29 protein-coding genes are annotated in these 25,854 nt (G+C 68.5%); 15 read left to right on the top strand and 14 right to left on the bottom strand.

The genetic code is table 11. The features are described from left to right. Nucleotides 1-41: 41 nt before the first annotated feature. Both C8258_RS29510 and C8258_RS29515 read right to left on the bottom strand, forming a co-directional pair. Nucleotides 42-872 (bottom strand): glutamate ABC transporter substrate-binding protein, encoded by an 831-nt coding sequence (locus tag C8258_RS29510; protein ID WP_036503245.1) that lies wholly within the window; start codon nucleotides 870-872, stop codon nucleotides 42-44. 84 nt (nucleotides 873-956) lie between these two features. Next, complete coding sequence (locus tag C8258_RS29515; RefSeq protein WP_036503292.1) at nucleotides 957-1,685, bottom strand: amino acid ABC transporter ATP-binding protein; 729 nt, start codon at nucleotides 1,683-1,685, stop codon at nucleotides 957-959. A 296-nt stretch (nucleotides 1,686-1,981) separates the two neighbouring features. On the opposite strand from C8258_RS29515, the gene miaB reads away from it, so the two are divergent. Both miaB and C8258_RS29525 read left to right on the top strand, forming a co-directional pair. Beyond that, the gene (gene miaB / locus C8258_RS29520) at nucleotides 1,982-3,574 is read left to right on the top strand and encodes a tRNA (N6-isopentenyl adenosine(37)-C2)-methylthiotransferase MiaB (protein ID WP_106957955.1); all 1,593 of its coding nucleotides are present in this window, start codon (nucleotides 1,982-1,984) and stop codon (nucleotides 3,572-3,574) included. A 151-nt stretch (nucleotides 3,575-3,725) separates the two neighbouring features. Then, nucleotides 3,726-4,307: a hypothetical protein gene (locus C8258_RS29525; RefSeq protein ID WP_063000884.1), complete on the top strand. Its 582-nt coding sequence runs from the start codon at nucleotides 3,726-3,728 to the stop codon at nucleotides 4,305-4,307. 27 nt (nucleotides 4,308-4,334) lie between these two features. Here the strand turns inward: C8258_RS29525 and C8258_RS29530 are convergent, their stop codons facing one another. After that, nucleotides 4,335-4,736: a nitroreductase/quinone reductase family protein gene (locus tag C8258_RS29530; protein ID WP_106957932.1), complete on the bottom strand. Its 402-nt coding sequence runs from the start codon at nucleotides 4,734-4,736 to the stop codon at nucleotides 4,335-4,337. 88 nt (nucleotides 4,737-4,824) lie between these two features. Continuing rightward, nucleotides 4,825-6,333 carry a DUF349 domain-containing protein gene (locus C8258_RS29535; RefSeq protein WP_106957933.1) on the bottom strand — a complete coding sequence of 503 codons (1,509 nt, stop codon included), beginning with the start codon at nucleotides 6,331-6,333 and terminating at the stop codon, nucleotides 4,825-4,827. Nucleotides 6,334-6,532: 199 nt separating this feature from the next. Between C8258_RS29535 and C8258_RS29540 the strand changes: the two genes are divergently transcribed. From C8258_RS29540 to C8258_RS29570, 7 genes are all read left to right on the top strand, one after another. Then, complete coding sequence (locus tag C8258_RS29540; RefSeq protein ID WP_106957934.1) at nucleotides 6,533-7,294, top strand: hypothetical protein; 762 nt, start codon at nucleotides 6,533-6,535, stop codon at nucleotides 7,292-7,294. Then, nucleotides 7,291-8,214 (top strand): tRNA (adenosine(37)-N6)-dimethylallyltransferase MiaA, encoded by a 924-nt coding sequence (miaA, locus tag C8258_RS29545; RefSeq protein ID WP_106957935.1) that lies wholly within the window; start codon nucleotides 7,291-7,293, stop codon nucleotides 8,212-8,214. The genes C8258_RS29540 and miaA overlap by 4 nt, the downstream gene beginning before the upstream one ends. Further along, nucleotides 8,211-9,041 (top strand): RNA methyltransferase, encoded by an 831-nt coding sequence (locus C8258_RS29550; protein ID WP_106957936.1) that lies wholly within the window; start codon nucleotides 8,211-8,213, stop codon nucleotides 9,039-9,041. The genes miaA and C8258_RS29550 overlap by 4 nt, the downstream gene beginning before the upstream one ends. 63 nt (nucleotides 9,042-9,104) lie before the next feature. Beyond that, on the top strand, nucleotides 9,105-9,986 hold the full coding sequence (gene dapF / locus C8258_RS29555; RefSeq protein ID WP_106957956.1) for a diaminopimelate epimerase: 882 nt from the start codon (nucleotides 9,105-9,107) through the stop codon (nucleotides 9,984-9,986). Between the two features lie 94 nt (nucleotides 9,987-10,080). Then, a complete protein-coding gene (hflX, locus tag C8258_RS29560) occupies nucleotides 10,081-11,682 on the top strand; it encodes a GTPase HflX (protein WP_106957937.1) in 1,602 nt (533 codons plus the stop codon). 77 nt (nucleotides 11,683-11,759) lie between these two features. After that, entirely contained in the window at nucleotides 11,760-12,671 is a 912-nt protein-coding gene (locus tag C8258_RS29565) for a lysophospholipid acyltransferase family protein (protein WP_233225424.1), read from the top strand. Nucleotides 12,672-12,823: 152 nt separating this feature from the next. Next, nucleotides 12,824-13,969, top strand: coding sequence for an acyl-CoA dehydrogenase family protein (locus tag C8258_RS29570; protein WP_106957938.1), 1,146 nt, complete (start codon nucleotides 12,824-12,826; stop codon nucleotides 13,967-13,969). A gap of 67 nt (nucleotides 13,970-14,036) precedes the next feature. On the opposite strand, the gene C8258_RS29575 is transcribed toward C8258_RS29570, so the two are convergent. From C8258_RS29575 to C8258_RS29595, 4 genes are all read right to left on the bottom strand, one after another. Beyond that, nucleotides 14,037-14,648, bottom strand: coding sequence for a UdgX family uracil-DNA binding protein (locus C8258_RS29575; RefSeq protein WP_106957939.1), 612 nt, complete (start codon nucleotides 14,646-14,648; stop codon nucleotides 14,037-14,039). 24 nt (nucleotides 14,649-14,672) lie between these two features. Continuing rightward, entirely contained in the window at nucleotides 14,673-15,230 is a 558-nt protein-coding gene (locus C8258_RS29580) for a type 1 glutamine amidotransferase domain-containing protein (protein ID WP_039779472.1), read from the bottom strand. Between the two features lie 26 nt (nucleotides 15,231-15,256). Further along, nucleotides 15,257-15,520, bottom strand: coding sequence for a hypothetical protein (locus tag C8258_RS29585; protein ID WP_036503210.1), 264 nt, complete (start codon nucleotides 15,518-15,520; stop codon nucleotides 15,257-15,259). A gap of 444 nt (nucleotides 15,521-15,964) precedes the next feature. After that, a complete protein-coding gene (locus C8258_RS29595; protein ID WP_051024753.1) occupies nucleotides 15,965-16,612 on the bottom strand; it encodes a flavodoxin family protein in 648 nt (215 codons plus the stop codon). Nucleotides 16,613-16,754: 142 nt separating this feature from the next. On the opposite strand from C8258_RS29595, the gene C8258_RS29600 reads away from it, so the two are divergent. From C8258_RS29600 to C8258_RS29610, 3 genes are read left to right on the top strand one after another with little or no spacing between them, the layout of a single operon-like run. Continuing rightward, on the top strand, nucleotides 16,755-17,849 hold the full coding sequence (locus C8258_RS29600) for an iron-containing redox enzyme family protein (protein ID WP_083870861.1): 1,095 nt from the start codon (nucleotides 16,755-16,757) through the stop codon (nucleotides 17,847-17,849). 27 nt (nucleotides 17,850-17,876) lie between these two features. Next, nucleotides 17,877-18,527 (top strand): methyltransferase, encoded by a 651-nt coding sequence (locus C8258_RS29605; RefSeq protein WP_106957940.1) that lies wholly within the window; start codon nucleotides 17,877-17,879, stop codon nucleotides 18,525-18,527. Further along, entirely contained in the window at nucleotides 18,511-18,738 is a 228-nt protein-coding gene (locus tag C8258_RS29610) for a CDGSH iron-sulfur domain-containing protein (protein WP_233225425.1), read from the top strand. The genes C8258_RS29605 and C8258_RS29610 overlap by 17 nt, the downstream gene beginning before the upstream one ends. A 14-nt stretch (nucleotides 18,739-18,752) precedes the next feature. Here C8258_RS29610 and C8258_RS29615 read toward each other — a convergent pair whose 3' ends face one another. Together C8258_RS29615 and C8258_RS29620 are read right to left on the bottom strand one after the other, a co-directional pair. After that, a complete protein-coding gene (locus C8258_RS29615; protein ID WP_199195892.1) occupies nucleotides 18,753-20,276 on the bottom strand; it encodes an MFS transporter in 1,524 nt (507 codons plus the stop codon). 74 nt (nucleotides 20,277-20,350) lie between these two features. Continuing rightward, nucleotides 20,351-21,052, bottom strand: a complete 702-nt coding sequence (locus C8258_RS29620) for a TetR/AcrR family transcriptional regulator (RefSeq protein WP_158271328.1) — start codon at nucleotides 21,050-21,052, stop codon at nucleotides 20,351-20,353. 104 nt (nucleotides 21,053-21,156) lie between these two features. On the opposite strand from C8258_RS29620, the gene C8258_RS33430 reads away from it, so the two are divergent. After that, nucleotides 21,157-22,260 carry a phosphatase PAP2 family protein gene (locus tag C8258_RS33430; protein ID WP_146161359.1) on the top strand — a complete coding sequence of 368 codons (1,104 nt, stop codon included), beginning with the start codon at nucleotides 21,157-21,159 and terminating at the stop codon, nucleotides 22,258-22,260. Continuing rightward, nucleotides 22,211-22,489 carry a hypothetical protein gene (locus C8258_RS29630; protein WP_369974839.1) on the top strand — a complete coding sequence of 93 codons (279 nt, stop codon included), beginning with the start codon at nucleotides 22,211-22,213 and terminating at the stop codon, nucleotides 22,487-22,489. Before C8258_RS33430 ends, C8258_RS29630 begins: the two co-directional genes overlap by 50 nt. Before the next feature lie 75 nt (nucleotides 22,490-22,564). On the opposite strand, the gene C8258_RS29635 is transcribed toward C8258_RS29630, so the two are convergent. From C8258_RS29635 to C8258_RS29645, 3 genes are all read right to left on the bottom strand, one after another. Further along, nucleotides 22,565-22,957, bottom strand: a complete 393-nt coding sequence (locus tag C8258_RS29635) for a hypothetical protein (protein WP_106957944.1) — start codon at nucleotides 22,955-22,957, stop codon at nucleotides 22,565-22,567. A 141-nt stretch (nucleotides 22,958-23,098) separates the two neighbouring features. After that, a complete protein-coding gene (locus tag C8258_RS29640) occupies nucleotides 23,099-23,923 on the bottom strand; it encodes an SAM-dependent methyltransferase (RefSeq protein WP_106957945.1) in 825 nt (274 codons plus the stop codon). A 44-nt stretch (nucleotides 23,924-23,967) separates the two neighbouring features. Then, nucleotides 23,968-24,951 (bottom strand): helix-turn-helix transcriptional regulator, encoded by a 984-nt coding sequence (locus C8258_RS29645; protein ID WP_233225426.1) that lies wholly within the window; start codon nucleotides 24,949-24,951, stop codon nucleotides 23,968-23,970. A 342-nt stretch (nucleotides 24,952-25,293) separates the two neighbouring features. On the opposite strand from C8258_RS29645, the gene C8258_RS29650 reads away from it, so the two are divergent. Next, complete coding sequence (locus C8258_RS29650) at nucleotides 25,294-25,698, top strand: hypothetical protein (RefSeq protein ID WP_106957946.1); 405 nt, start codon at nucleotides 25,294-25,296, stop codon at nucleotides 25,696-25,698. A gap of 25 nt (nucleotides 25,699-25,723) precedes the next feature. Here the strand turns inward: C8258_RS29650 and C8258_RS29655 are convergent. After that, on the bottom strand, nucleotides 25,724-25,854 hold a 131-nt coding region (locus tag C8258_RS29655), incomplete at its 5' end, for a helix-turn-helix domain-containing protein (protein WP_146161360.1).

Consider the following 25,854-nt stretch of genomic DNA (forward strand, 5'->3'; position numbering starts at 1 on the left):
GTGCCGGACGGGGTTGCGGCGCGGCCGGAACCCGTGCCGATTCAGTAGCGGTCGACCTGCGGCGGCGACGGGATCGGGAAGGTGTTGCCGAAGTTCTTCTCCAGCGAGGCCTTCCAGGACCCGTCGTTGATCATCGATTCGATCGCATCGTTGATCTTGTCGCGAGAGTCCTTGTCGCCCTTCTTCAGGCCGATGCCGTAGTTCTCGGTCGTGAACGGCTGCCCGACCACCTTCACCTGGCCCGGAGACTGCGCGGCGTAACCGGCCAGAATGATGTTGTCGGTGGTCACCGCGTCCACCGCCCCGGATTTCAGCGCCTCAACACACAGCGAATAGGTGTCGTATTCCTGCAGCTGCACATCGTTGGCGAAATTCTTCTGAATGTTCTGCGCCGGCGTCGATCCCTTCACCGAGCAGAGTTTCTTGCCGCCCTTCAGCGATTCCGGTCCCGTGATGTCGGTGTTGTCGGCGCGCACCAGCAACGATTGGCCCGCAACGTAATACGGCCCGGCGAAGTCGACCTTCTGCTTGCGCTGATCGGTGATCGAATAGGTGGCGACCACGTAATCCACCTGCCCGTTCTGAATCAGCGTCTCACGTTGCGCGGACGGCGCCTCCTTGAAGGTGATCTTGTCCGGGCTCACGCCGAGTTTCCCGGCGACGTAGGTCGCCACGTCCACGTCGAATCCGGAGAACGACCCGTCCCGATTGCGCAGGCCCAGACCCGGCTGATCGAATTTGATGCCGATGGTGAGTTTGCCTTCCGACGCGTGTTCGGTGGCTGTCTTGTTGCTGCCGCCGCCGCATCCACTCGCGACGACCGCGATGGCCAGCGCGCCGATGCCGAACCGCAGCGCTCGGGTGATCCTCATCGAATGCCTTCTCTCTCGTGAAGTGTGAAGGGTCCTCCGCGGTGCGGGAGCGGTCATCGCTCCCGCCACGGTCGTGAACAGCGATCAATGGCTCAGAATTTTGCCCAAGAAATCCTTGGCCCGCTCGGAAGCGGGTGCGGTGAAGAAGGTTTCGGGCGCCGCGTCCTCGACGATCCGGCCGTCGGCCATGAACAGCACGCGGTCTCCGGCGCGGCGAGCGAATCCCATCTCGTGCGTGACCACCAGCATCGTCATGCCCTCCTTGGCCAAGGCGACCATCACCTCCAGCACCTCGTTGACCATTTCCGGATCCAGGGCGGAGGTGGGTTCGTCGAACAACATCACCTTCGGATTCATCGCCAATGCCCGGGCGATGGCCACGCGCTGCTGCTGACCGCCCGACAGCTGCGCCGGATATTTGTCGGCCTGATCGGCGATGCCGACCCGATCGAGCAGTTCCAGCGCCCGCGCGCGAGCCTGCTTCTTGTCGATGCGGCGTACCTTGACCGGACCGAGCATCACATTGTCCAGAATCGTCTTGTGCGCGAACAGATTGAACGACTGGAACACCATGCCCACGTCGGCGCGCAACTTCGCCAGTGCGCGACCCTCGGCGGGTAACTCGACGCCGTCGACGGCGATGGTCCCGGAATCGATCGGCTCGAGCCGATTGACGGTGCGGCACAAGGTGGATTTGCCGGACCCGGACGGGCCGAGCACGATCACCACCTGTCCGCGCGGCACTTCCAGATTCACGTCACGCAGCACATGCAGATCACCGAAGTGCTTGTCCACGTTGCGCATCGAGATCATCGGCGGAACGGTCGCGGACGCCGCAGCCGCGGTGGCAGCGCCTGGGTCGGAGGTGTTCCCAGCGCTGGCGGTGCCGGGTGTTGCGTCGGCAGCATCGGTCATGACAGTCGACCCTAGAGCGGTCCTGCGCGAAATGCGCACTTTTGGCTCGTGCGTCGCGCCGTCGCCGCCTGCGCTTAACCCGGTGGTGACCTGGGCGCCCGGCCACGTGACCGGCGTCACCAGCCCCCGATCGTGGCGACCGGGGTGGGCGTCCGATTTCGCACAGCGTCTACCCTGGACCCGTGAATTCGTCCATGCAGGTTGCAGCGCATTCGGCTGCGGGACGCGCCCCCGGTTCGGCCACCGATCCGCAGTCGCCGCGGACCTACGAGGTGCGCACCTACGGCTGCCAGATGAACGTGCACGACTCCGAACGGCTGTCGGGCCTGCTCGAGGACGCCGGATACACCAAGGCCACGGGCGGGCAGACCGCCGATCTGGTGGTGTTCAACACCTGCGCGGTGCGCGAGAACGCAGACAACAAACTGTACGGAACGCTCGGACATCTGGCGCCGATCAAGGCCGAGCGGCCCGGTATGCAGATCGCGGTCGGCGGCTGCCTCGCGCAGAAGGACCGCGACACCGTCGTGCGCAAGGCGCCCTGGGTCGACGTCGTCTTCGGCACCCACAACATCGGGTCGCTGCCGGTACTGCTCGAACGCGCCCGGCACAACGAGCAGGCGCAGGTCGAAATACTGGAATCGCTGGAGGCGTTCCCGTCCACGCTGCCCGCTCGCCGCGAATCCGCCTACGCCGGCTGGGTGTCGATCTCGGTGGGCTGCAACAACACCTGCACGTTCTGCATCGTGCCCTCGCTGCGCGGCAAGGAGGTCGACCGGCGGCCCGGCGATGTGCTGGCCGAGGTGCAGGCGCTGGTGGATCAGGGAGTGCTCGAGGTGACGCTGCTCGGGCAGAACGTCAACTCCTACGGTGTGAACTTCGCCGAACCCGCACTGCCGCACGGACATCCGGCCGATTTCGCGCCCGAACACCGCGATCGCGGCGCCTTCGCGAAACTACTTCGCGCCTGCGGCAGCATCGACGGGCTCGAGCGGGTGCGGTTCACCTCGCCGCATCCGGCGGAATTCACCGACGACGTCATCGAGGCGATGGCACAGACACCGAACGTGTGCCCGCAGCTGCACATGCCGCTGCAATCGGGTTCGGACCGGGTGCTCAAGGCGATGCGCCGGTCCTACCGCAAGGACCGCTACCTCGGCATCATCGAAAAGGTGCGCGCCGCGATGCCGCATGCCGCGATCACCACCGACATCATCGTCGGCTTCCCCGGGGAAACCGAGGAGGATTTCCAGGAAACCCTGGATGTGGTCCGTCAAGCCCGGTTCACCAGCGCCTTCACCTTCCAGTATTCGATCCGTCCCGGCACGCCCGCGGCCACCATGGCCGATCAGGTACCCAAGGCGGTGGTCCAGGAGCGCTACGACCGGCTGATCGAACTGCAGGAACAGATTTCCCTGGAGGCCAATCGCGCGCTGATCGGCACCGAGGTCGAACTGCTGGTCGCCGAGGGCGCCGGCAAGAAGAACGCGGCCACCGCGCGGATGAGCGGCCGGGCCCGCGACGGCCGCCTGGTGCACTTCCGGCCCGGCGAGGCGGCGATCCGGCCCGGCGATATCGTCACCGTCGACATCACCGAGGCGGCGCCGCACCACCTCATCGCCGACGGCCCGATCCACAGCCACCGCCGCACCCGCGCCGGCGACGCGCACGAACGCGGTGTGCTGCCCAAGACCGCACCGATCGGAGTGGGCCTCGGGCTGCCGCGGATCGGCGCGCCGGAGCCGCTGCCGGCGGCCGCCGGTTGTGACACCGGATGTGGGGTCTGACATGGCCGAACGCGGGAACGAGGATGCCGATCGCGACGTCACGCCGGAGCGCTCCGGCGACGCCTCGCCCGCGCCGCGGCACCCGCACCAGCCGCCGGAGCCGAACGATGCGACCGAGCCGAATCCTGCGACCGAGCCGAATGAGGAGAGCATGAACCCCGCCGAGTCGAAGGTCTTCGAGCAGTTCCGCGGCGACCTCGAGGCCGTCGAACGCAAGATCGCCGGCGAGATCGACCCCGGGACACGCGCCATGGTGGTCGCGATCGCGGTCTTCGTGCTGCTGCTGTCGCTGATCCTGCCGCACGCCGGCGCCGCCCGCGGCCTCGACGTGCTGGCCTTCGACACCCACGCGCAGGATGAGCACATCGGTCTGCCGTCGCGGGTCTTCGAATGGTTCGTGGTGATCTTCGGAATCGGGTTCTCGTCGCTCGCGCTCGTCACCCGCCGCTGGGCACTGGCGTGGGTGGCGGTCGCCGGATCCGCGGTGGGCAGTGTGTTCGGAGTGCTCTCGATCTGGCACCGCCAGACCCCCGGCCTCGGCAACTATCACGGCGCCGGACCCGGCATCGGACTGATCCTGGCCACGATCGCGATCGTCGTGCTGACCTTCCACTGGATCCGAGTGGTGTGGAGCCGCACCGCCCTTCAGCTCGAGGCCGAGGAGCGCCGGCGCATCGCGGCCGCCGAACAGGAAGAGCAGGACCGGCGCCGGCTGTTCGGCGACGACAAGTAGCCGGGTCGGCGCTCGGGAGGCGTCGTTTCAGCGGCGCAGTGCCACCACGGGGATGGTGCGTGCGGTCTTCTTCGCGTGTTCGGCGAAGAACGGATACAACGTGGTGAGCTCGGTCCACGCCCGGTCGTAGTCGGCGCCCTGCAACGGGACGGCGGTGGCCGGATAGGTCTCCCGGTCGACCTCGACCGTCACGGCCGGATCGGCGACGAGATTCAGATACCAGTCCGGATGCTGCGGGGCGCCCACGTTCGAGGCGACGACCAACAGCCGGCCGCCGTCGGGATGGAACATCATCGGCGTGGTGTGCGGGGTCCCGGACCGGCGGCCGGTGGTGGTGAGCAGCACCAGACGCTCCCGGTGCATCCCCTCGATCGGGCCCCCGGCCCGGAACTTCTCGATGACGCCTCGATTGATCTCGCGGACATCCATGGTCGGCTCCTCGTCCGGATTGCTACGGGCAGGGACGGCTCACACCGGCCGGCGGCGAACTCCGCACCACCGGCCGGCGACGAACGTCTCAGCGCCGGCTGACCGCGCCCTCGGCGGCATCGGCCCATTCACGCCACTGCTTGGCCTGTTCGAGCGCCTTCTCGGCATCGCGCGGGCGGCCCGCGGCCTCGGCCTTGGCTGCCTGCTCCTCGAATTGGGCGACCCGCTCACGGAACTGCGCCGCGCGCGCCATCGCCTCGGGATCGGTGCGCCGCCACTGGGCGTCCACCGCCTCGCGCACCCGCTTCTCCAGCGCCCGCAGTTTGCCTTCGAGTTCGTGCATGCGCTCGCGTGGCACCTTGCCGATGGCGTCCCACCGCTCCTGCAGTTCGCGCAGGGCCGCACGAGCGGAATCCAGTGTGGCGGACTCGGGTTCGATGTGCTCGGGGATGCGGTCCTCGTAGTGGCGCAGCAGTTCTTCCTTGGCCGCCGCGTTCTGCCCGAATTCGGCATCGCGTTCGGACGCGGCGGCATTGCGCGCGGCGAAGAATACGTCCTGGGCGCTCTTGAATCGCCGCCACAACTGCTCGTCGGCCTCGCGGGGTGCGCGTCCGGCCGCCTTCCATTCGGTCAGCAGGTCGCGGAAGACTGCGGCGGTGCCCACCCAGTCGGTGGAATCGGACAGCTCCTCGGCGCGCGTGCACAGCTCCTCTTTGCGAGCCTTCGCGGCGGCGCGTTCGCGATCGAGTTCGGCGAAGTGCGCGCCCCGGCGGCGGTTGAACGCCTCGCGTGCCTTGGAGAAGCGCCGCCACAGCGCATCGTCGACCTTGCGGTCCACCCCGCGGATGGACTTCCACTCCTCGAGGATTTCGCGCAGCCGGTCACCGGCCGCCTTCCACTGGGTGGATTCGGCGGCGATCTGCTCGGCCTCCGCGCACAGCGCCTCCTTGCGCTCGGTGTGCTCGTGCCGGGTGCGTTCCTTCTCCTCCTTGGCGTGGGCGGCCGCCTCGTCGGAATGTTCGATGATCGCCTGCAGGCGCTGGGCCAGACCGTCCACATCGCCGATCACCGCCGCGGTGGGCAGCGAGTCGGCGAGCGCGACGGCAGCGGCCTTGGTCTTGCGGGCGTCCGTGCCGGCCGCGAGGCGAGCCTCGAGCAGTGCGACCTCGGTGGCCAGATCGTCGAAGCGACGCCCGAAATGCGCCAGCCCCTCGGCGGCGTCACCGGCCTGCCACGAGCCGACGACGCGTTCGCCGTCGGCGGTCTTGACCCAGGCGGTGCCGTCGTCGTCGACCCGGCCCCACTCGCTGGGATCGGTGACGGTCGGCACGACCACGGGATGCGGATGCTCGTGGGCGGGGCCGGGGACGGGAGCCGGTTTGACGTGGTGCGTCGCCGCGGGTTTCGCCGCCGGTTCGGTCCGCTGCGCCGCGGCGGGTTTGGGTGCCCCCGGCTTGGGTACTCCGGGTCGTGGTGCCGCGCCAGGTTTCGGGGCGGCATCGGCCGGAGTCGGACGCTTCGCGGCGGGATTGCTGGACTGCTGCGCCGCGCCGGTGTCCGGATGCACTGCCTTCTCGGTTCCGCTGTTGTCGGTCATCGCTCCTCATCCCTGCCGCGCGTCACGGCTGCCTGGTTACGCCCTAGCAGATCCCATTCAACCAGCCAATAGACAGAATTGCCCTCTCTTGCGAACGGTGGCGTGCAGCGAGTGACGGTTGAGAGTGGTGGGAACACGCTCACCCGCGGTGAGCGACGGCCTCGGCCGTCGTTTTCCCGGCGGCCGCTACCGTTGACGGGTGTTTCGTGTCGCCGCGTTGATTCCCTCGCCGCTCGTGCTGATTCCCGAACTGGGCGGTGCGACGCCGCTGACCGACTCCACCCATCCGGCCGCGCAGGTGCCGCAGCTGCGCGAGGCGGTGCTGACGGCCGGGCGGATGCTGGCCCGGCAGGCTCGGCACTGGACCATTGTCGGCGCGGGCACCGAGCCGTCGGCCGGTGTGGGTAGTTTGCGCGGCTTCGGCGCGGACGTCCGGGTCACCTTGTCGGCGACCGAACCCGCCGGTGAGCCGCGACTCGACTGGCCGACCGCACTGCTGGTGGGCGCGTGGCTGCGCGGCCGGATCGCGGCCGAGGACGGCGACGACATCGAGGCGCGGGCGCAGCCGGTCGACCCCGGCGCCGAGCCGTCGCACTGCGTGGACCTGGGATCCCGGCTGCGCGGTGAGCTGGACGCCGACCCCCGTCCGCACGGCGTGCTGGTCGTGGCCGACGGCGCCGCGACCCTCTCCACCACCTCACCCGGATATCTCGATCCCCGGGCCGAGGGCGAACAACGGCGGATCGACGACGCCCTCGACGCCGGTGACCGCGCGGCACTCGGCGCGCTGGACCCCCGGCTGTGCGCTGAACTCGAGGTGGCCGGCCGTCCCGGCTTTCAGGTGCTGGCCGGACTGTTCGGCATCGACACCGCCGATCCGAAGGTCGAAACTCTGTATCGTGCAGCACCTTTCGGTGTCGGATATCACGCGTCGGTCTGGTATCCGGCGGGTGCGCGATGAGGGCGCCCATCGCCGTCATCGGCCCGACCGCGACCGGAAAGTCCGATCTGGCATTGGAATTGGCGAGTCGCCTGGACGGTGAGATCGTCAACATCGACGCTATGCAGCTGTATCGCGGCATGGATATCGGCACCGCCAAACTGGCACCGCGGCAGCGCCGCGGCATCCCGCACCACCAGCTCGACGTGCTGGAAGTGACCGAAACGGCCACCGTCGCCGCATATCAGGCCGCGGCATGCGCCGATGTCGAGGACATCCTCGCGCGCGGTCGCGTGCCGGTCATCGTGGGCGGTTCGATGATGTACGTGCAGGCGCTGCTCGATGAGTGGGAGTTCCCGGCCACCGACATCCGCGTTCGCGAGAAGTGGGAGGGGGTTCTCGAGCGCGAGGGTGTCGCGGCCGTCCACGCCGCCTTGCGGGCCGTCGATCCCGTTGCGGCGCAGACCATTCTGCCCACCGACGGGCGGCGGATCGTGCGGGCGCTCGAGGTGGTCGAACTCACCGGCCGTCCGTTCGCCGCCTCGCAGCCGCAACGCGGCACGCCCCGCTGGAACACCACGATCATCGGTGTCGACCGCGAGACCGCTGAACTCGACGCACGCATCGAGACCCGCACCGAGACCATGTTCGCGCAGGGTCTCGTCGACGAGGTGCGAGAACTGATCGGCCGCGGCCTGCGCTCGGGCCTGACCGCGCGCCGGGCGATCGGATACGCACAAGTCCTGGCTCATCTCGACAACGAATACGACCTGAGTCATGCGCGTGAGCGCACGCTGATCGGCACCCGCCGCTACGTGCGCCGGCAACGCTCGTGGTTCCGCCGCGATCCGCGCGTGCACTGGGTCGACGGCGCCGATCCGCGGCTGGCGGATTCGGTACTGGCCCGTGTGCTCGACGAACAGGAATCGATTCGGCAGTGACCCGCCCATCGACCACCCGCAACGCCTCTGTGGGGGAGTGGCGCGCCTATCTCGGCAACCGCGCCCGGCGCCGCGGCGACGGCCGCTTTCTCGTGCACGGCCGGGAACCGATCACCGCGGCCGTGGCGAACGGGTGGCCGCTGGAAGCGGTGCTGTACCGCCTCGGCGCCCCGCTGCCGCCGTGGGCACGCGAGGTGCTCGACAACGACGCGGTGCCGGCGATCGGACTGGTCGGCGACGCCCTCGACGAACTCGCCGAACCCGGCACCGGCACACCGGAACTGGTGGCCCTGGCGCACACCCGCGGCCGGGACCCGTCGCAGATCTGCCTCGATCCGGCACATCCGGTGGTCGTGATCGATCGCCCGTCCTCCGCGCTGCGGCTGGGCAGCGTGCTGCGCACCGCGCACGCCTTCGATGCCGCCGCGGTCGTGATCAGCGGATCCGGCGCGGACGAATACGACCCGCAGTGTGTACGGGCCTCGGCCGGAGCGCTGTTCGCGGTGCCGGTGGTGCGCGTGTCCGGGCCGGCGGCCGTCGCCGAATTCCGGGCGGGCACGAAAGTCCCGGCCCGGCTGGTCGGTGTCGGGACCGGACCCGGCGACCGGCCGATCGATGCGCACACCTTCGCGGATGCGACGATCATGGTGCTCGCCGACGACGGCGAGCTCGACGCGCGGTGGCGCGACGCATGCGACGAGATGGTGCGGATTCCGGCGGGTGCGATGCCGGTCACCCCCTGCGCCGTATCGGTCGTGCTGTACGAAATATCCCGGCAGCGCCGGGTGTCGGTATCGAGGGTGAACGCCGGCGCGGCCGGCGAATAGTGCGGGACAGGTGGAGGATCGACGTCGATGAGCGAGCAGCAGCGGGTATCCGGCGCGGCCGATATCGAGTTCAGCAAGGGCCACGGGACCCAGAACGATTTCGTGGTGCTGCCGGACTCCGACGCGCGCCTGCGCCTGGCGCCCGGCACCGTCGCCGTGCTGTGTGACCGGCGCCAGGGTATCGGCGCCGACGGTGTCCTGCGCGTCGCCCGCGCGGGGGCACTGGTGGAGCGGGGCGAACTGGCCGGACTGCCGGACGGTGTGGCCGCGGCGGACTGGTTCATGGACTACCGCAACGCCGACGGGTCGATCGCGGAGATGTGCGGCAACGGTGTCCGCGTCTTCGCCCACTATCTGCTGGCCACCGGGTTGCAGCAGGAGACCGAATTCGTGGTCGGCACCCGTTCGGGTGCGCGGTCGGTGGTCGTGCACTCCTTCGATGAGGTACTCGGCGAGGTGACCGTCGGTATGGGCCGGGTGCGGATGCTCGGCGATTCCACCGCCACCGTCGCCGGCAGCGCGCTGCCCGGGGTCGGGGTCGACGTCGGCAATCCGCATCTGGCCTGTGTCGATCCCGGGCTCACCGCCGACGGTCTGGCCGCACTCGACCTCACCGTGCCGCCCGGATTCGATCCGGAGCTGTTCCCGCAGGGCGTGAACGTGGAGATCCTGACCGCGCTCGGCGAGGACGGCGCGGTGGATATGCGGGTCTACGAACGCGGCGTCGGCGAAACCCGCTCCTGCGGTACCGGCACGGTCGCCGCGGCCGCCGCGGCGCTGACGCGTGCGGGAGTCGATCCGGCGACGGAGTCCGCGCAGGTGCGGGTCCGGGTGCCCGGCGGCGCGGTCACCGTGGGCATCGATCACGGGCAGGCGTGGTTGCGCGGCCCATCGGTGCTGGTCGGTTCCGGACATCTGGCCGGTGAGTGGTGGGCCGGCGCCTGAATTCGTGTGAGCTGTGCCGTACCGGGCCGTTCCCGGCCGGGGCCGGAAATATCCGAGTGCGCCGGGTGGTTGTGGCGTGGGACCATGGAGGTGTATGAGGAAATCACAAACGTACGAGTTCACCCCGATCGAGCAACTCGACTCGGACACGGACGGCTACGCGGACCAGGACTACAGCATCGGCGATGACGACGCCGATACCGGCGTGACCGATTACGACGCCGACGGGACCGAAGGCAGCGGTTTCTCCGGCAACGGCTGGGCCGCCGAGCCCACGGTCGGTGAGCTGCAACTCGACGAACGCAGCGCGCTGCGACGTGTCGCCGGGCTCTCGACCGAGCTCACCGACATCACCGAGGTCGAGTACCGGCAGCTGCGACTCGAGCGGGTCGTGCTGGTCGGTGTGTGGACCGAGGGCAGCGCCGCGCAGGCCGACGCCAGCATGGCCGAATTGGCCGCGCTCGCCGAAACCGCCGGCTCCCAGGTGCTCGACGCGCTGATCCAGCGCCGCGACAAGCCTGATCCGGCCACCTACATCGGCTCGGGTAAGGCCGACGAACTGCGCTCGGTGGTGCTCGAGACCGGCGCGGACACGGTGATCTGCGACGGTGAGCTGACCCCCGCGCAGCTGAACGCGCTGGAGAAGGTCGTCAAGGTGAAGGTCATCGACCGCACCGCGCTGATTCTGGACATCTTCGCCCAGCACGCCACCTCCCGCGAGGGTAAGGCGCAGGTGTCGCTGGCACAGATGGAGTACATGCTGCCGCGACTGCGCGGCTGGGGTGAATCGATGTCGCGGCAGGCCGGTGGCCGGGCCGGTGGTGCGGGCGGCGGTGTGGGTACCCGTGGCCCCGGTGAGACCAAGATCGAAACCGATCGCCGCCGGATCCGTGAGCGCATGGCCAAACTGCGCCGCGAGATCAAGGAAATGAAGACCGCGCGTGACACCAAACGGTCGCGGCGCACTTCCAGCGGCATTCCGGCGGTCGCGATCGTCGGCTACACCAACGCCGGCAAATCCAGCCTGATGAACGCCCTGACCGGTGCGGGCATCCTGGTGCAGGACGCCCTGTTCGCCACCTTGGATCCCACCACCCGGCGCGCGGCGCTCGACGACGGCCGCGAGGTCGTCTTCACCGACACCGTCGGATTCGTCCGGCATCTGCCGACTCAGCTGGTGGAGGCGTTCCGCTCCACACTCGAGGAGGTCACCGGCGCGGATCTGCTGCTGCACGTGGTCGACGGTTCCGACGCGCTGCCCGATCAGCAGATCAAGGCCGTGCGTGAGGTGATCACCGATGTGCTGCGCGAGCAGGGCGAGGGGTCGGGACCGCCGGAGTTGCTGGTGGTGAACAAGATCGACGCGCTGGACGCGACGCAGCTGGCGCATCTGCGTGCCCAGTTGCCCGGGGCGGTGTTCGTCTCGGCCCGCACCGGACGTGGAATCGACCAGTTGCGCGAACGGCTGGCCGAGATCCTCGGCGGGCTCGATGTCGAGGTGAGTGTGCTGCTCCCGTACACTCGTGGTGATCTGCTCGCGCGCATCCACTCCGACGGCCGCATCATCAGCTCCTCGCACGAGGAGGGTGGTACGCGGGTGCGGGCCCGGGTTCCCCGAGCGCTCGCGCCGACCCTGTCGCAGTATGCGCACGCGGGCACCATCGGCAGTGCGGAAGCAGCGGGGCCTTCGCACTGAAGCTTTCGTAGTCTGTGTGCCACAGTCGTTTTCGGTAGAATCGCGTCTTTCACCGAACGGCTGCAGGGAGGGTGCAAATGTCCGGGACCGAGTCCACGCCTGTCGATGTCATGCCCGACGACTCCACCGCCGAGCGCTCGGTGGAGTCCGTACGGCAGCTCAGTGACGGCGCGCCGTTGCGAATGACGGTGCCCGCCATCGATCTTCGGATTTTCGACGCACTGTCGACGCCGGTGCGGCTGTGGAACAGTCCGGTCTTCCACGGCTTGGACAACATTCCCGAGACGGGCCCGGTCATGCTGGTCGGCAACCACACGCTGCTCGGCGGTGTGGACGCGCCGCTGCTGGTGCACGAGATCTACCACCGCACCGGCCGGGTGGTGCGTGGCCTGGCGGAGAACGTGCTGATGCGGGTACCGCCGGTGCGCGAGCTCGTGCACCGGATCGGCAGCGTGCGCGGTTCGCGCGACAACTGCCGCACCCTGCTCGACAACGGTGAGGCGGTCATCGTCTTTCCGGGCGGCGGCCGCGAGGCGATGCGCCGCAAGGGCGAGAAGTACCACCTGAAGTGGGAGGGCCGCACCGGCTTCGCGCGGATGGCGATCGAGGCCGGCGCGCCGATCCTGCCGACCGCGATGATCGGCGCCGACGATGTGTTCGACGTGGTCTTCGACGGTGATCATCCGGTGATGAGCCCGCTGCGCTGGACCGTCGAGGCGCTCGGTATCCGCGGCAACCTCACCCCGCCGCTCATGCGCGGCATCGGCCCCACCGTCGTGCCGCGGCCCGAACGGTTCTACTACTCGATCGGTACGCCCATCGAGACCACGCCGTGGCAGGACGCCACCGATCTGGACGCCGCCGCCGAGGAACTGCAGCAGGTGGTGCACAAGGCGCTGGAGGAGGAGATCACCGCTCTGCTGGCGGAGCGCGATCGTGACCGCGGCCGCACGCTCTGGGGCCGGGTACGCGGCGCCGTGGGGTTGTAGAGGTTTACCCGCGTTCAGGGTGCGCAAAGACCGCCCTCCGAAGCTTTTCGCACAGGTAAGCGACTTTTTTCGGATCTGAAGTGAACCGCGATTCCCCTTCCGGGTACCGTATGTGGCAGGCGAGTTGCCGATGTGGTCACTAGGAGGTTGGCGTGGAGCGCACCCTTTTCGAGCCCGAACACGATCTGTTCCGGGAGTCCTACCGTAAATTTCTGGATCAGCATGTCGCGCCGCACCATGCCGAGTGGGAGCAATCCGGGGTCGTGGATCGGCAGCTGTGGCTGGAGGCCGGTAAGCAGGGATTCCTCGGCATGGCGGTGCCCGAGGAGTTCGGCGGCGGCGGCGTCGAGGATTTCCGCTACAACGCGGTGATCACCGAGGAGACCACCAAGGGCCAGTACTCGGGGCTGGGCTTCTCGCTGCACAACGATGTGATCGCGCCGTATCTGCTGGAGCTGGCCAACGACGAGCAGAAGCAGCGTTGGCTGCCCGGGTTCTGTTCCGGTGAGATCATCACCGCCATCGCCATGACCGAGCCGGGCACCGGTTCGGATCTGCAGGGCATCAAGACCCGCGCGGTCAAGGACGGCGACGACTGGGTCCTCAACGGCGCCAAGACCTTCATTACCAACGGCATCAACTCCGACATCGTGATCGTGGTCGCGCAGACCGATCCCGAGAAGGGGGCGATGGGCTTCTCGCTGCTCGTCGTCGAGCGCGGCATGCCCGGCTTCGAGCGCGGCCGCAACCTGGACAAGATCGGTCTCAAGGCGCAGGACACCGCGGAGCTCAGCTTCACCGACGTGCGGGTTCCCGGCAAGAATCTGCTCGGCACCGAGGGCATGGGTTTCATCCACCTGATGCAGAACCTGCCGCAGGAGCGGATGTCTATCGCCGTGATGGCCGCCGCCGCGATGGAAGGCTGCCTGGAGACCACCATCCAGTACGTGCGCGATCGCAAGGCCTTCGGCAAACCGATCGGCGCCCAGCAGAACACGCGGTTCGTCCTGGCCGAGCTGGCCACCAAGACCACCGCGGTGCGCGTGCTGGTCGACCGCTTCATCGAGGCCCTCAACGCCGGCACCCTCTCGGCCGAGGATGCCGCGATGGCCAAGTGGTGGAGCACCGAGGAACAGCTCGACCTGATCACCAAATGCCTGCAGCTGCACGGTGGTTACGGCTACATGCGCGAATACCCGATCGCCAAGGCATACATGGACGCGCGGGTGCAGACCATCTACGGCGGCACCACGGAGATCATGAAGGAAATCATCGGCCGCTCCTTGAAGCTGAGCTGACGCACCTCGGCTGCTCCACTCCAGCAGCAACGGCCGCCGCCGGACAACCGGCGGCGGCCGTCTCGTGTCACAGTGCGGTGGCCGCCTCGGTGAGGTCGGCGACCAGACCGTCGTAGGCCTCGGCACGATCGGGAGCGCGCAGCGCGGCGGCCGGATGGATGGTGGCCAGCGCACGGAGATCGTCGTGCGCGATCAGCCGCCCGCGGTCGCGGGTGATCCGGAAGTCGGGGCCGAAGACGGCCTGCGCCGCCACGGCACCCAGGCAGACCACCAGCTGTGGACGGATCGCGTCGAGTTCGGCGGTCAGCCAGGGCGTACACGCGACGATCTCGGTGCGCCCGGGCTTCTGATGGATGCGCCGCTTGCCGCGCTCGGTGAATTTGAAATGTTTCACCGCGTTGGTGAGATAGACGGCGTCGCGGTCGATTCCGGCATCGGTGAGGGCGCGGTTCAGCAGCGCTCCGGCGGGGCCGACGAACGGATGCCCGGCCAGATCCTCGCGGTCGCCGGGTTGCTCGCCGATCATCACCACCGGGGCGTGCGGCGGGCCCTCGCCGAAGACGGTCCGGTTCGCATGCTTGTACAGATCGCAGCCGTGACATCCGCAGGCGGCCTCGCGCAGTCGCGCGAGATCGGTGGTGTCCGGCACGAATTCCGCTGCGCCCGGAGCCTTTACCATGACCGCGCCTTCACCTTTCTCTCGTCACTTCGCGCCCACTTCGGTCTCGATCGCCGAACAGAACGCGTCCAGATCGCGCGGATTGCGGGAGGTGATCAGCGTCCAGCCGTCCTGCGTCCGGACCACCTGCTCGTCGACCCACTGAGCGCCCGCGTTGCGCACATCGGTCTGCAGCGACGGATACGAGGTCATGGTCTTGCCGCGGATCAGGTCGGCCTCCACCAGCAGCCACGGGCCGTGGCAGATCGCGGCGATCGTCTTTCCGGCGTCGGCGAATCCGCGCGCCAGGTCGACGGCTTCCTTCGTGGTGCGCAACTTGTCGGCGTTGACGGTGCCGCCGGGCACCACCAGCGCGTCGAAATCGCTCACCGACACCGAGGCCAGGTCGGTGTCGGGGTCGACGGTGGTGTCGGCCTCGGTGTCGTGGACGAACGTCTGTACCGCGTCGGTGGACGGGGCGGCGTGGGTGACACGAATACCGTTGTCGCGCAACTGCTTCAGCGGTTCCAGCAGTTCGTCGCGTTCCACACCGGTCTGCGAGGTCACCACCAGGACGGCGGGCTCTCGGTCGGGTCGGCTCATCTCGTCTCCTTCTCGGCTCGGGGCGTTCAGGCGCCCTGCAGGCGGATCAGCGTGTTGAGCAGTTCGGCCTGTTCGGCCAGTTCGTGCTGATCGGGGTGGTTGCCGATGCGGTCGGCCAGTTCGGGACGCCGGATCAGCTCCAGTCCGTCCTCGCCGCTGTCGGTGGCCAGCCTTACCCGGCCCTCCGACAACACCAGGCGGGTACCGGGGCTGCCCGCGTCCAGCAGCATCCGCAGATCCTCGGCGGTGACCTGCGGATGCGTTCCAGGGGTCTGCTCATCGGATGTCATGTCCGGCGGGTGCCCGGCCGACAGCGGGCGAAACACCGGCTTGCGGAACCGGGGGCCGCGGGTCGCGGCCGGGTACATCCGGGCCGGGATCGGGCGCGGGTCCGGGGATGGGCCGGCCGGGATCCGGAGGCGGCTCGGGGGTCGGTTCCGGTGGGACCGGCCGTCCGGGATCGGGCGGCGGATGACCGGGAATCGGATCGGGGCTCGGGCCCGGAATCGGCCGGCCCGGTTCGGGCGGGCGGCCCGGCACGGGATCGGGTTCCGGAATCGGCGGGCGCGGATCCGGGTCCGGGGCCGGAATGGGATGTTCGGGCGTGGGATCCGGAACCGGCTGCGGCGGAATCGGTTCCGGAATCGGAGGCTCGCCGGCCCGTAGTCGCGGTCCGGCGTTGTCGGTGTACATGTCGACTCCTCGTACGGATGGTGGGCCGCGCGGCCGGCGCGCTAGGACGACGGATAGGCCGGGTAGGGCGCGGCCTTCAGGGTCCGCGCCAGGTGCGCGGCATTGCGCGCCATGCCCGCGGTGGTCGTCGCGACGGCCTCGGGAGTGTTGTCCAGGTCCAGATAGTCGACGCCGCTCATCGCCTCGCCGTTCCAGTACGTGCAGCCCTGGGCCGGCACGGTGAAGCCGATGTCGTTGAGCGCCTGGAACGTATCGGCGCAGATCTTGTGCGCGCCGTCCTCGTTGCCGACGACGGCGGCGATGCCAACCTTGCCCACCATGGCGGGCCGGTTCTCGTCGTCGGTGACCGACAATTCGGCGTCGAGGCGTTCCAGTACGCGCTGAGCGACCGAGGACATGTGGCCCAGCCAGGTGGGCGTGGCGATCAGCACGATATCGGCGGTGCTGATCTGCTCGCGCAGCTGCGGCCACTGATCGCCGTCGCCTTCGTCCGCGGTGATGCCGGGGCGGATATCGAGGTCGACGGCACGCACGGTCTTGCCGGTGACGCCGTGGTTCGACAGTTCGCGTAGCACCTGCTCGGCGATCAGCTCGCTGCTCGATCGATCCGGTGACTTCTTCAACGTGCAGCTGATCGCGATGGCGGTGAGGTCGTCCCCGGGAGCTCGGGAACCGGTCGGGTCGTTCACAGTGTGCTCCTTTCGACGGGCGACAGGATGCTCTGTTTCGCGCATACCCGCCGATCCGCGGTCGAACCTGACCGGCCGGCGCCGCCGATCGAACCGGCGCGGGCCACCGATTGAGGCGCCGAGCACCGGGTATGCGGCGCCTATGGAGATTCCGCACCCCGACGTGCGCCGAACATCCGGCCACCGCCCCCTCTCGGCGTCCCGGCATCGGCCCACCCCGGCGCCGGTGACGGTGAATACCGGCGCGCCGCCGCTACCGCAGCCGCGCGGCGAACTCTCCGCAGGCATCTGCGCCCTGCTCGGCGGCACCGCCTGCCATGTCGATTTCGACACCGCGAACGCCGATCCGTACGGTGAGGATCTGCAGCTGGCATTGCACCTGTGCTACGAATTGCACTACCGCGGCTTCGATTCCGTCGATCCCCGGTGGGAATGGGACCCGAAGTTACTGCGCATGCGCGCCCACCTCGAGGACCGGTTCCTGGCCGCGATGCGACGCGACGTGCCCGGTGGCGACGACCTCGACGGCGAACTCGACGATCTGCTCGTCGAGCCGGTCGAGGGGGCGGGCGTCGGGCATTTCCTGAACGAACAGGGCCAGTGGTGGCAGGTGTGCGAATACTTCGCGCACCGTTCGATCTATCACCACAAGGAGGCCGACCCCTACGCGTGGGTGATTCCCCGGCTGCGCGGTCAGGCGAAGGCCGCATTGGTCGCGGTCGAATACGACGAGTTCGGCGCCGGTCGCGGTGAGGACGTCCACGCTCAGCTGTTCGCCGATCTGCTGGCCGGCGCAGGCCTCGACGACACCTACCTGCACTACCTCGACGCCGTCCCCGCGCCGATGCTGGCGCTGGTGAACATGATGTCGCTGTTCGGGCTGCACCGGCAGTTCCGGGGCGAACTGGTCGGCCATTTCGCGAGTGTGGAGATCAGCTCGCCCCCCGCTTCGCGCCGGATGGTCGACACGTTGCGGCGGTTGGACGCGCATCCGGCGTGCGTGCGTTTCTACGCCGAACATGTGGAGGCCGACGCGGTGCACGAACAGGTGATGCGCCGCGATGTCATCGGCGATCTCTCGGCCCGCGAGCCCGAGCTGATCGCACCGATGGTTTTCGGCATCCAGGCGACGACATTGCTGGAGAACGCCATCGACCGGCACATGCTCGACAGCTGGTCGGCTGGGAACAGCTCGCTGCGTGACCCGGAGGCGATCCCGCGAGATCGCGCGGGTTGATCATCGGAAGGCGGGTATTCGGCGATCATGAGACTGTTCCGCGCACCGGGTGTCTACGCCCCGACAGCCGATACCGGACTGCTGATCAGAGCGCTGGGGGCCGCCGCCATCCCGGAGGGGTCCGAGGTGGTGGACGTGTGCACCGGCACCGGTGCCGTGGCTATCGAGGCGGGACGGTCCGGTGCGTCCGCGGTCACCGCGGTGGACATCTCGCGCCGGGCGCTGGCCTCGGCGTGGCTCAACAGCAGGCTGCACGGGGTGCCGCTGGAGTTGTTGCACGGCCATTTCGGCCGGGTGCTGCACCGGCGCACCTTCGACGCGGTGCTGGCGAACCCGCCCTATGTGCCGGGACCCACCGAGGTTCCGGCACACGGCCGGGCACGGGCCTGGGAGGGCGGACCGAGCGGCCGGGCGCTGCTCGACCCGCTGTGTCGGCTGATGCCGGAGTTGTTGCGCACCAAGGGAATCGCGCTGATCGTGCATTCCTCTCTGTGTGATCCGGATCTGACCGTGCGCCAGCTGCGCGACGGTGGGCTCAAGGCCGCGATCGTCGTCCGCGAAACGTGCGAATTCGGGCCCGTGCTGCGCCGGCGCGCGGACTGGCTGGAGCAACAGCGCCTCATCGAACCCGGGGCGCGGCATGAGGAGCTGGTGGTGATCCGTGCCGATCGAGAATGACGACCCCACGCCCGGCCCGGGCCGCCGCACCCGGGTGACGCTGACCAAGGACGGGCCGGCGCTCGTCGAGGGTCCGGTGGAGCTGGTGACCGACGACGGCCGCGTCGTGCGCTGCGATCGGTTCGTGGTCGCGGTGTGCACCTGCCGCCGCTCCGGAATCTATCCGCTCTGCGATACCACCCATCGCCGTCATCGCCGCAAGCGCGGCTGACCGCTCGCCGTGCGTCAGTGCCGCGGTGTCACGCTGGTGTGCCGCGGGATCAGGATCGCGGTGAGGACCGCGACCGCCGCCACCACCACCGCGGCCGCGTACGAGGTGACCGTGAGCGCGGAATCGAATGCCGCCGAGGCCATCTCGTGCACTCGCGCCCCGAGTTCGCCGCCGATGTCGCCGGCCACCGCGATCGCGCCGCCGGCCGATTCACGAGCCGTCTCGCCCTGAGCCCCGGCCAGCGGGACGTCGCTCATGTAGTGAGTGAACAGCGCGCCGTGCACACTGCCGAGCAGCGCCACCCCCAGGCCGTTGCCCAATTCGTAGCTGGTCTCCTCGACCGCGCCGCCCTGCCCGGCGCGTTCGGCCGGCACCGAGGAAACCAGAACCGCCGCGGCGGCGGTGACCGCGATTCCGTCGCCGATGCCCAGGCAGACCAGTACCAGCGCCACCACGGCGTAGCTGGTGGGCTCGGGCGAGATCGCCAGCACCGCGAAGCCGGCGGCGAGGATGAGCAGGCTCGTGACCATCACCCCGCGTACCCCGGTCCGGCGCAGCAGCGCCGGTGTGGTCAGCGAGCCGATCAGGGTCGCGGCCGCGGCGGGTGCCGTACGGATACCGGCCTCGGCGGGGGAGTAGCCGTGAATGTACTGCAGCCACAACGAGATCAGGAACAGGGCGGCGCCGATCGCGATCATCGCCATCAGTGTCGCCAGGGCCGCGGCGAGGAAGACCGGGCGCCGGAACAACCGGATGTCGAGCAGCGGATCGGTCAGCCGCAGCTGCCGTCGCGCGAACCAGAACAGCATGGCGAGCCCGGCCAGCAGGACGCACACGTTCACCACGATGTCCTCACCGCGCGCGAGATGTTTGACGCCCCAGACGAATCCGACGATGCCGAGCACCGATAGCGGGACACTCGGCCAGTCGAACGGGCTGGTCGACGGCGCCCGGTATTCGGGCAGCAAACCGACGCCGGCCGCCAGCGTGAGCACCACCACCGGCACATTGATCCAGAACGCCGCGGCCCAGCCGAAATGTTCGACCAGGACGCCACCCACGATCGGACCCACCGCCGCGCCGACCCCGGCGATGGCCGCCCAGATCGCGATGGCCCGGGTTCGTTCGTGCGGATCGTCGAAGATGTTGCGGATCAGCGAGAGCGTCGAAGGCATCACCATCGCGCCACCCACCGCCAGGAGCACGCGTCCGCCGATGAGCTGACCAGTGGCCTGAGCGGTGGCCGCTACCACCGACGCGACGCCGAACAGCGCGAATCCGGTCAGGAACAGCCGCTTGCGGCCGATTCGGTCGCCGATCGCGCCGAAGGTGATGAGCAGGCCACCCAGGACGAGACCGTAGATGTCGACGATCCACAACTGGGCGACGGCGCCCGGCTGCAGATCCTCGATCAGCGAGGGCAGCGCGACGTTGAGCACGGTGGCGTCCATCGCGACGAGGAGCAGGCTCGCGCACAGCACCGCCAGCATTCCCCAGCGGCCGCGCACCGGTGTCGCCGTCCGGTTCCGGTCGATCATCGGGCCTCCCAGTTGCCGAAGCAGCTCCTGCTACCTTCTGGCAATCCTACAAATCCGGGATCGATGACCAAGGGCTAGTGGGCCGCCGCGGCGGCCTTGCGCAACCCGTCGAGGATGAGGTCCAGGCCGTACAGGTATTGCTCCTCGCCGCCGCCGTGCGTGATCACCAGCTCCGGCATCAGATCGGCGATCGTCGGATGGGCCACCGGATCCAGCATCTGCAGGCGGCTGGGGATGTTCTCGCCGTTGCGCCGCGCCGGAGCGAACACGTGGCGCAGCGCCGATCCGAAGGTGTACTGCAACAGCACCACGTAGCAGCGCGCGGTCTCCTGCCGGCCCAGTCCGGCGGCCCGTAACTGGGAGAGCACCAATTCCAGTGCGGCTGTGGCGGTATCGGCGAAATCGCCGTCGCCGTCGGGTTTCACCGCGAGCACCCGAAGCACCGCCGGGCGTTCCACGAGCAGCCGGTACAGCGCCTGGCAGCAGGCCCGCACGCGGTCGGCCCAGTCGCCGGAGACGGCCGGGGGATGGAAGCTGTCGAGCACCTGGTCGCGCGCGGCCTGCAGCAGTTCGTCCTTGCTGCGGAAGTAGGTGTAGAGCGTCATCGTGCCGACGCCCAGTTCGGCGGCGAGGGCGCGCATGGAGATGCCCTCGCAGTCGGTGTCGTCGAGCATGCGCAGCGCGGCGTCCACGATCGCCTCGGCGCTGAGCGTATGGCGCGGTACTCGGCGGCGGCCGCCCCCGGTGCGGGTTCGTCGGGCGGGCTCAGATGTCACGGCAACGTCTCCGGTCGGGAAGAAATCCGTTCTCGACGCCATTGTAGTATGCACGTACGACGTACCGTACGTTGTACGTCAGCCCTCGTCGTGGAGGTCGGGTCGTGGCTGCAACAACCATCTCGGGTCCGCTCGCGCAGGCTCCGGCGCGAGCCGGGGGTTGGTTGCGGGAAATGGTGCTGGTCGTCGTGGTGTATTTCGCCTACGACGGGGCCCGGCTGCTGGTCGGCAGCGGTCTCGGGCACGCCCGCCGCGACGCGCACGCGCTGCTGCGCATCGAGGACCGGCTGCGGCTGGACCCGGAACTGTGGCTGAACCGGATCTTCGCCGGCCATTCCTGGATCGCGATCCCGGCCGACTTCGCCTACGCCACGCTGCACTACGTCGTGACCCCCGCGATCCTGATCTGGATGTGGTGGGCGCATCGCGAGCAGTACCGGGCGGCTCGCACCCAACTGGGCATCGCGACGGCCGCGGGCCTGATCGGTTTCGTCGCGTTGCCCACCGCGCCGCCGCGCCTGCTGGAGGACTCCCACGGCTTCATCGATGTGATGGCCCTGCACGCCTCGGTGGGCTGGTGGCAGGGCGATGCCAGCACACCGCGCGGATTGGATTCGCTCACCAACGATTTCGCGGCGATGCCGAGTCTGCACGTCGGCTGGGCGCTGTGGTGCGGGCTGATGCTGTACCGCTTCGGCCGGACTCCGCTCATCCGGTGGACCGGGGTCGGCTATCCGGTTCTGATCACGCTCGTGGTGATCGGGACCGCGAACCACTACCTGCTCGACTGTGCCGCCGGTGCGGCTCTGATCCTCGCCGCCGGCTACGCCGCCGCACCGTATCTGCGTCTGTGCGACGCGGCCGCCGACGGCATCGGTGTCTGGTGGGCGATGCTGCGCGCGAATTCCCCGTGGCCCGCGTGGCGCGCTGCGGTGGTCGCCGCGTTCGCGCCCGGCGCGGTCGCGGGGCCGGCGCTCGGAATCGGCGCCGGTCTGGCGGTTGCCGTGCCGGAGCCGGTCGAGGAGTCACCGGCCGCCGGTAGAGTGAAAACTCTCGTTCGGGCCAGTCAGGAGGCAACAGGTGGACGTGAAATCGGCCGTGCGCGGCTTCAATTCGGTGGTACTCACGCTGACGGAGGCGCCGGTTCTCGGCCCGCTGATGCGGAAGGGATTCGTCGAGATCAGCTATGTCGGGCGCAAGTCCGGTAAGACGTTCAGCACACCGGTGAACTACCGGCGTTCCGGCGATTCGATCCTCATCGGTGTCGCGATGCCCGATCGCAAGAGCTGGTGGCGCAACTTCACCGGCGAGGGCGGCCCCATCACGCTGCACCTGGACGGTGGCGACCGCCGCGGCCGCGCCGTGGCCACGCGCGACGACAAGGGCCGGGTCCGGGTTCGGGTGCACCTGGACGACGCCGCCGCCGGCTCGGAATGAACCGGATACCTTGCGACGCAGAGGTTTTCGAGGGTGACGGTGCCCGCGTGGGCGGGCACCGGAACGTGTGAACCGCTAGGCCGGTATTCGAGCGGTGAGACCGGTTGCGCGAGTGTCGCATTCGGTGTCATCGAGCGCCGGTGCGGTGAATCTGTGCAGATCGAATTCGTGGGTCCGCACACCGTGATGGAAGGCGTCGAGCTCGGCTCGATCGAAGATCAGCTCCACATCCGCTGTGGGACGGTCGGTTTCGGCACGCAGCACATAGCGTCCGTCGGGGCGCCGGAACTGCGTGATCGGTAATCGCTCGGTGCGCCCGGCGCGGATACCGGCCTGGTAGCTGTCGAACTGTTCGTCGCGCAGCAGCAGTATCTCGGTGCCGATCACGGCCGTGCCGGCGGTGGTGGCGGCAGTAGCGCGTTTGTCGTCCCAGACGGCGGTCCATCCGCGTTTGCGTGCGACGCGCACGCAGTTCTGGTGCGGGGAACTGGCTGAGGCTTTTCGGAATTCGCCTACGGTGAAGGTCGGTGGCCGCGTCATCGGATGCCCTTTCTACGGAGTAAAGCTGCCGGCGCACCGATGCGCGGACCGCCGCGCCGACCGTGCCGGCTAAGGCTTGTAGCCGACGGCCGCGAAATTACACGGCCGTGCCGGATCCTCCATGTCCACCGGTGCAGAGGGTCGCCAATCCGGGGCGTGCACGATCCCGGGGTTCAGCAGTTCGAGGCCGTCGTAGAAGGCGGCGAAATCGTCACGGCGGCGCAGCGTCAACGGATCCGAGGTCTGTTTGTAGAGCTCTGCCGCGGCGGTCATTCCGCGTTTGACATCCTCGGACGCGTCGTCGAGGCCGGCATGGCTCATCGCCACGCAGCTGCCGCGCGGGAGGCGATCACGCAGCTGGGCCATCAGCCGGTAAGGGCGGTCGCTGTCGGGCACGAACGGCCAGACGCCGACGATGAGCAGTCCGAGTGGCTGATCCGGATCGATCAGGCGCCGCGCCTCGGGATGGTCGAAAATGTCGTCGGGACATCGCAGATCGGCATCGATGACCGCGGTGGTGGCGAGGGCGTCGGTGCCGCGCAGCAGGTCGAGCCAGCGCGCCACCGCCTCGGTGTTGTTGTCGACGTACACCACCCGGGTCCGCGGCTCGTGCGCCCGTGCGATCTCGTGGGTGTTGTCCGCCGTCGGCAGCCCCGCGCCGATGTCGAGGAACTGCCGGATCCCGCGTGATGCCATGAAATCGACCGCGCGGCGCAGGAATTCGCGATTGTGCCGCGCCCAGGCGTCCGCGTGCGGGAACACCGCGAACACCCGCTCACCGAAGACCTTGTCGACGTCGAGCAGCGCCTGGCCGGACAGGTAGTAGTGGTACATCCGCGCCGCCGAAGGCCGGCTCGTGTCGATATCGCGTGAGGGAAAGTCGTTGTCGCTCATAGCTGCCCGGCACTCCTTAGGCTTTGCAGATTACGGACGGTGGGTCACGTCCCGGTGACGCTCTCGCGTCGGAACGAACGCGCGATCCGGTCGATGAACGCGCGCGACCGATCGGGATCCGCTGCGGCCGCGGATAATCGGTCCCAGACGGTCTCCCGGGCGCGTACCGCGGGCTTGTCGTCGATGTAGCGAATGTCGCCCTGGCTCTCCACGATCGCCATGTCCAGGTCGCCCGCCGCGCCGGGGGAGGGAACCCGCACCAGCGTGAAGCGGTCCTCCATTCCCGCGCCCCGGGTGGCAACGGTGAACGGCAGCACCTGCAGGATGATGTTGGGCCGATGCGACAGTTCGAGCAGGTATTCCAGTTGGTCGGCCATCACCGCGCGGCCGCCGTATTCGCGGCGCAGGCACGATTCCGAGAGCACGGCGTGGAATCGCGGTGCATCGGGGCCGGTGAGGACGTCCTGGCGAGCCAGCCGCGCGCGTACCGAATCCTCCACGGTGACCGCACAGGGATCGGTGGACAACGGTTGCGCGTCGTGCGGAGGTTCGTGCAGGGCCCGGATATAGGACTCGCATTGAATCAGTCCGGGCACGATCTCGGCCTCGGTGACCCGCAGCAGGCTGGCATGCGCTTCGAGATCCACCAGTAGACGTAATTCCTCGAGATAGGCGCGGCGATGGCCGGTGTTCCAGAAACCGCGTTTGTGGTTGTCCCGGCGTAATGCCTCGAGGCTTTCCAAATAGCCGGGGTCGGTGAAACCCAGTGCGACCGCGAGTCGTTCGAGATCGCCGACGGTGATCGAGCTGGCGCCGTTGATCAACATCGCGATCCGGCTCTGACTGGTGTCGATGATCCGGGCGGCCTCCGCCTGATTCACCCCCGCCGCGCTGATCATGTGGTCGATCTCGCGGCCCAGCAGCAATTTTCGCGCGGTACGTAATCGGGCTCCCATGGGTGTCAGCGTATCGGCGCGACGCGCGGCCCGGGAGGTCGACGAAACGAGGCACTGCTGCGTGATGATCATACGTCCGACGAAATCTCTTCCGCCCCAATCGCTTTCCTTCGCGTGATAATCACGCTAGCGTGTATCACGTTCAGGCTATCACGGTTTCGGCGCCAGTCGAATGCGGCCGGAGCCACGGTGACGAACGGATTCGCCGGAATGTCCGTCGGCTCCCGAATGCCGGACGATGTCGTCCGAATTGCGGACGCAACGCCCGAATTCGACCGATTATTGGGAAATCTCACAACGTCGGACCCCTGTGGTTCGGATGTTTGGGCCAACCCGTGCCGACTGCTCGTAATCGCCGCGCGTCACCGATACCTTCGTCAGTGCGATGGGGATCGGGCGCACGGAAGGAGCGCGATGCCGGCCTACGACTCCTGGGATGCGGAATCCGCGGAGGGCGATGGATTCGATTCCGGAAATGCCAGGAGTGCAACGCATTCCGATCCCGCGATAGTCATGCGGATGGGATTCGAACTGGCGCTCATCCTGCTCGGCGATGCGCCCACCGGGGCGACGCGCGCGCTGCGGCGACTGGAATACGCCGCGGCGGTGTGGGCGCGTGACGGAATTCCGATCGATATGGTGCAGCACGCGATTCACGACGGGGTGAAATTGACCCTGAACCGCATCGACCCGGCCGGCGGCACCGGAACCAGCGATCCGGTGGCCGATCGCAGCTTTCTGGTCGACATGCTGGACCTGCTGACCTGCACCGTCTCCCGCGCTTACGTCGCGGAAATTCTCAATCACCCCGCGCGCTGACCGCCGGTGCGGTGCCGGTAGGGCCTCAGGCGGTGGTGTAGGTGCGGGCGACGAGGGCGCTGCGGAGGTACCAGAGTCCGCTGGCTTGGGTGGGGTCGAAGCCGGTGAGTTGGGCGATGCGTTTGAGGCGGTAGTCGACGGTGTTGGTGTGGACGT

It is taken from the genome of Nocardia sp. MDA0666, from assembly GCF_003023875.1.
Lineage (GTDB): Bacteria > Actinomycetota > Actinomycetes > Mycobacteriales > Mycobacteriaceae > Nocardia > Nocardia aobensis.

Bases quoted from the DNA above. Each gene is read 5' to 3' on its own strand.
- C8258_RS29510 (WP_036503245.1), bottom strand. From the start codon at position 872: ATGAGGATCACCCGAGCGCTGCGGTTCGGCATCGGCGCGCTGGCCATC.
- C8258_RS29515 (WP_036503292.1), bottom strand. From the start codon at position 1,685: ATGATCTCGATGCGCAACGTGGACAAGCACTTCGGTGATCTGCATGTG.
- miaB (WP_106957955.1), top strand. From the start codon at position 1,982: ATGCAGGTTGCAGCGCATTCGGCTGCGGGACGCGCCCCCGGTTCGGCC.
- C8258_RS29525 (WP_063000884.1), top strand. From the start codon at position 3,726: ATGAACCCCGCCGAGTCGAAGGTCTTCGAGCAGTTCCGCGGCGACCTC.
- C8258_RS29530 (WP_106957932.1), bottom strand. From the start codon at position 4,736: ATGGATGTCCGCGAGATCAATCGAGGCGTCATCGAGAAGTTCCGGGCC.
- C8258_RS29535 (WP_106957933.1), bottom strand. From the start codon at position 6,333: ATGACCGACAACAGCGGAACCGAGAAGGCAGTGCATCCGGACACCGGC.
- miaA (WP_106957935.1), top strand. From the start codon at position 7,291: ATGAGGGCGCCCATCGCCGTCATCGGCCCGACCGCGACCGGAAAGTCC.
- hflX (WP_106957937.1), top strand. From the start codon at position 10,081: ATGAGGAAATCACAAACGTACGAGTTCACCCCGATCGAGCAACTCGAC.
- C8258_RS29565 (WP_233225424.1), top strand. From the start codon at position 11,760: ATGTCCGGGACCGAGTCCACGCCTGTCGATGTCATGCCCGACGACTCC.
- C8258_RS29575 (WP_106957939.1), bottom strand. From the start codon at position 14,648: ATGGTAAAGGCTCCGGGCGCAGCGGAATTCGTGCCGGACACCACCGAT.
- C8258_RS29580 (WP_039779472.1), bottom strand. From the start codon at position 15,230: ATGAGCCGACCCGACCGAGAGCCCGCCGTCCTGGTGGTGACCTCGCAG.
- C8258_RS29585 (WP_036503210.1), bottom strand. From the start codon at position 15,520: ATGACATCCGATGAGCAGACCCCTGGAACGCATCCGCAGGTCACCGCC.
- C8258_RS29600 (WP_083870861.1), top strand. From the start codon at position 16,755: ATGGAGATTCCGCACCCCGACGTGCGCCGAACATCCGGCCACCGCCCC.
- C8258_RS29605 (WP_106957940.1), top strand. From the start codon at position 17,877: ATGAGACTGTTCCGCGCACCGGGTGTCTACGCCCCGACAGCCGATACC.
- C8258_RS29615 (WP_199195892.1), bottom strand. From the start codon at position 20,276: ATGATCGACCGGAACCGGACGGCGACACCGGTGCGCGGCCGCTGGGGA.
- C8258_RS29630 (WP_369974839.1), top strand. From the start codon at position 22,211: ATGCGGAAGGGATTCGTCGAGATCAGCTATGTCGGGCGCAAGTCCGGT.
- C8258_RS29640 (WP_106957945.1), bottom strand. From the start codon at position 23,923: ATGAGCGACAACGACTTTCCCTCACGCGATATCGACACGAGCCGGCCT.
- C8258_RS29645 (WP_233225426.1), bottom strand. From the start codon at position 24,951: ATGATCATCACGCAGCAGTGCCTCGTTTCGTCGACCTCCCGGGCCGCG.
- C8258_RS29650 (WP_106957946.1), top strand. From the start codon at position 25,294: ATGCCGGCCTACGACTCCTGGGATGCGGAATCCGCGGAGGGCGATGGA.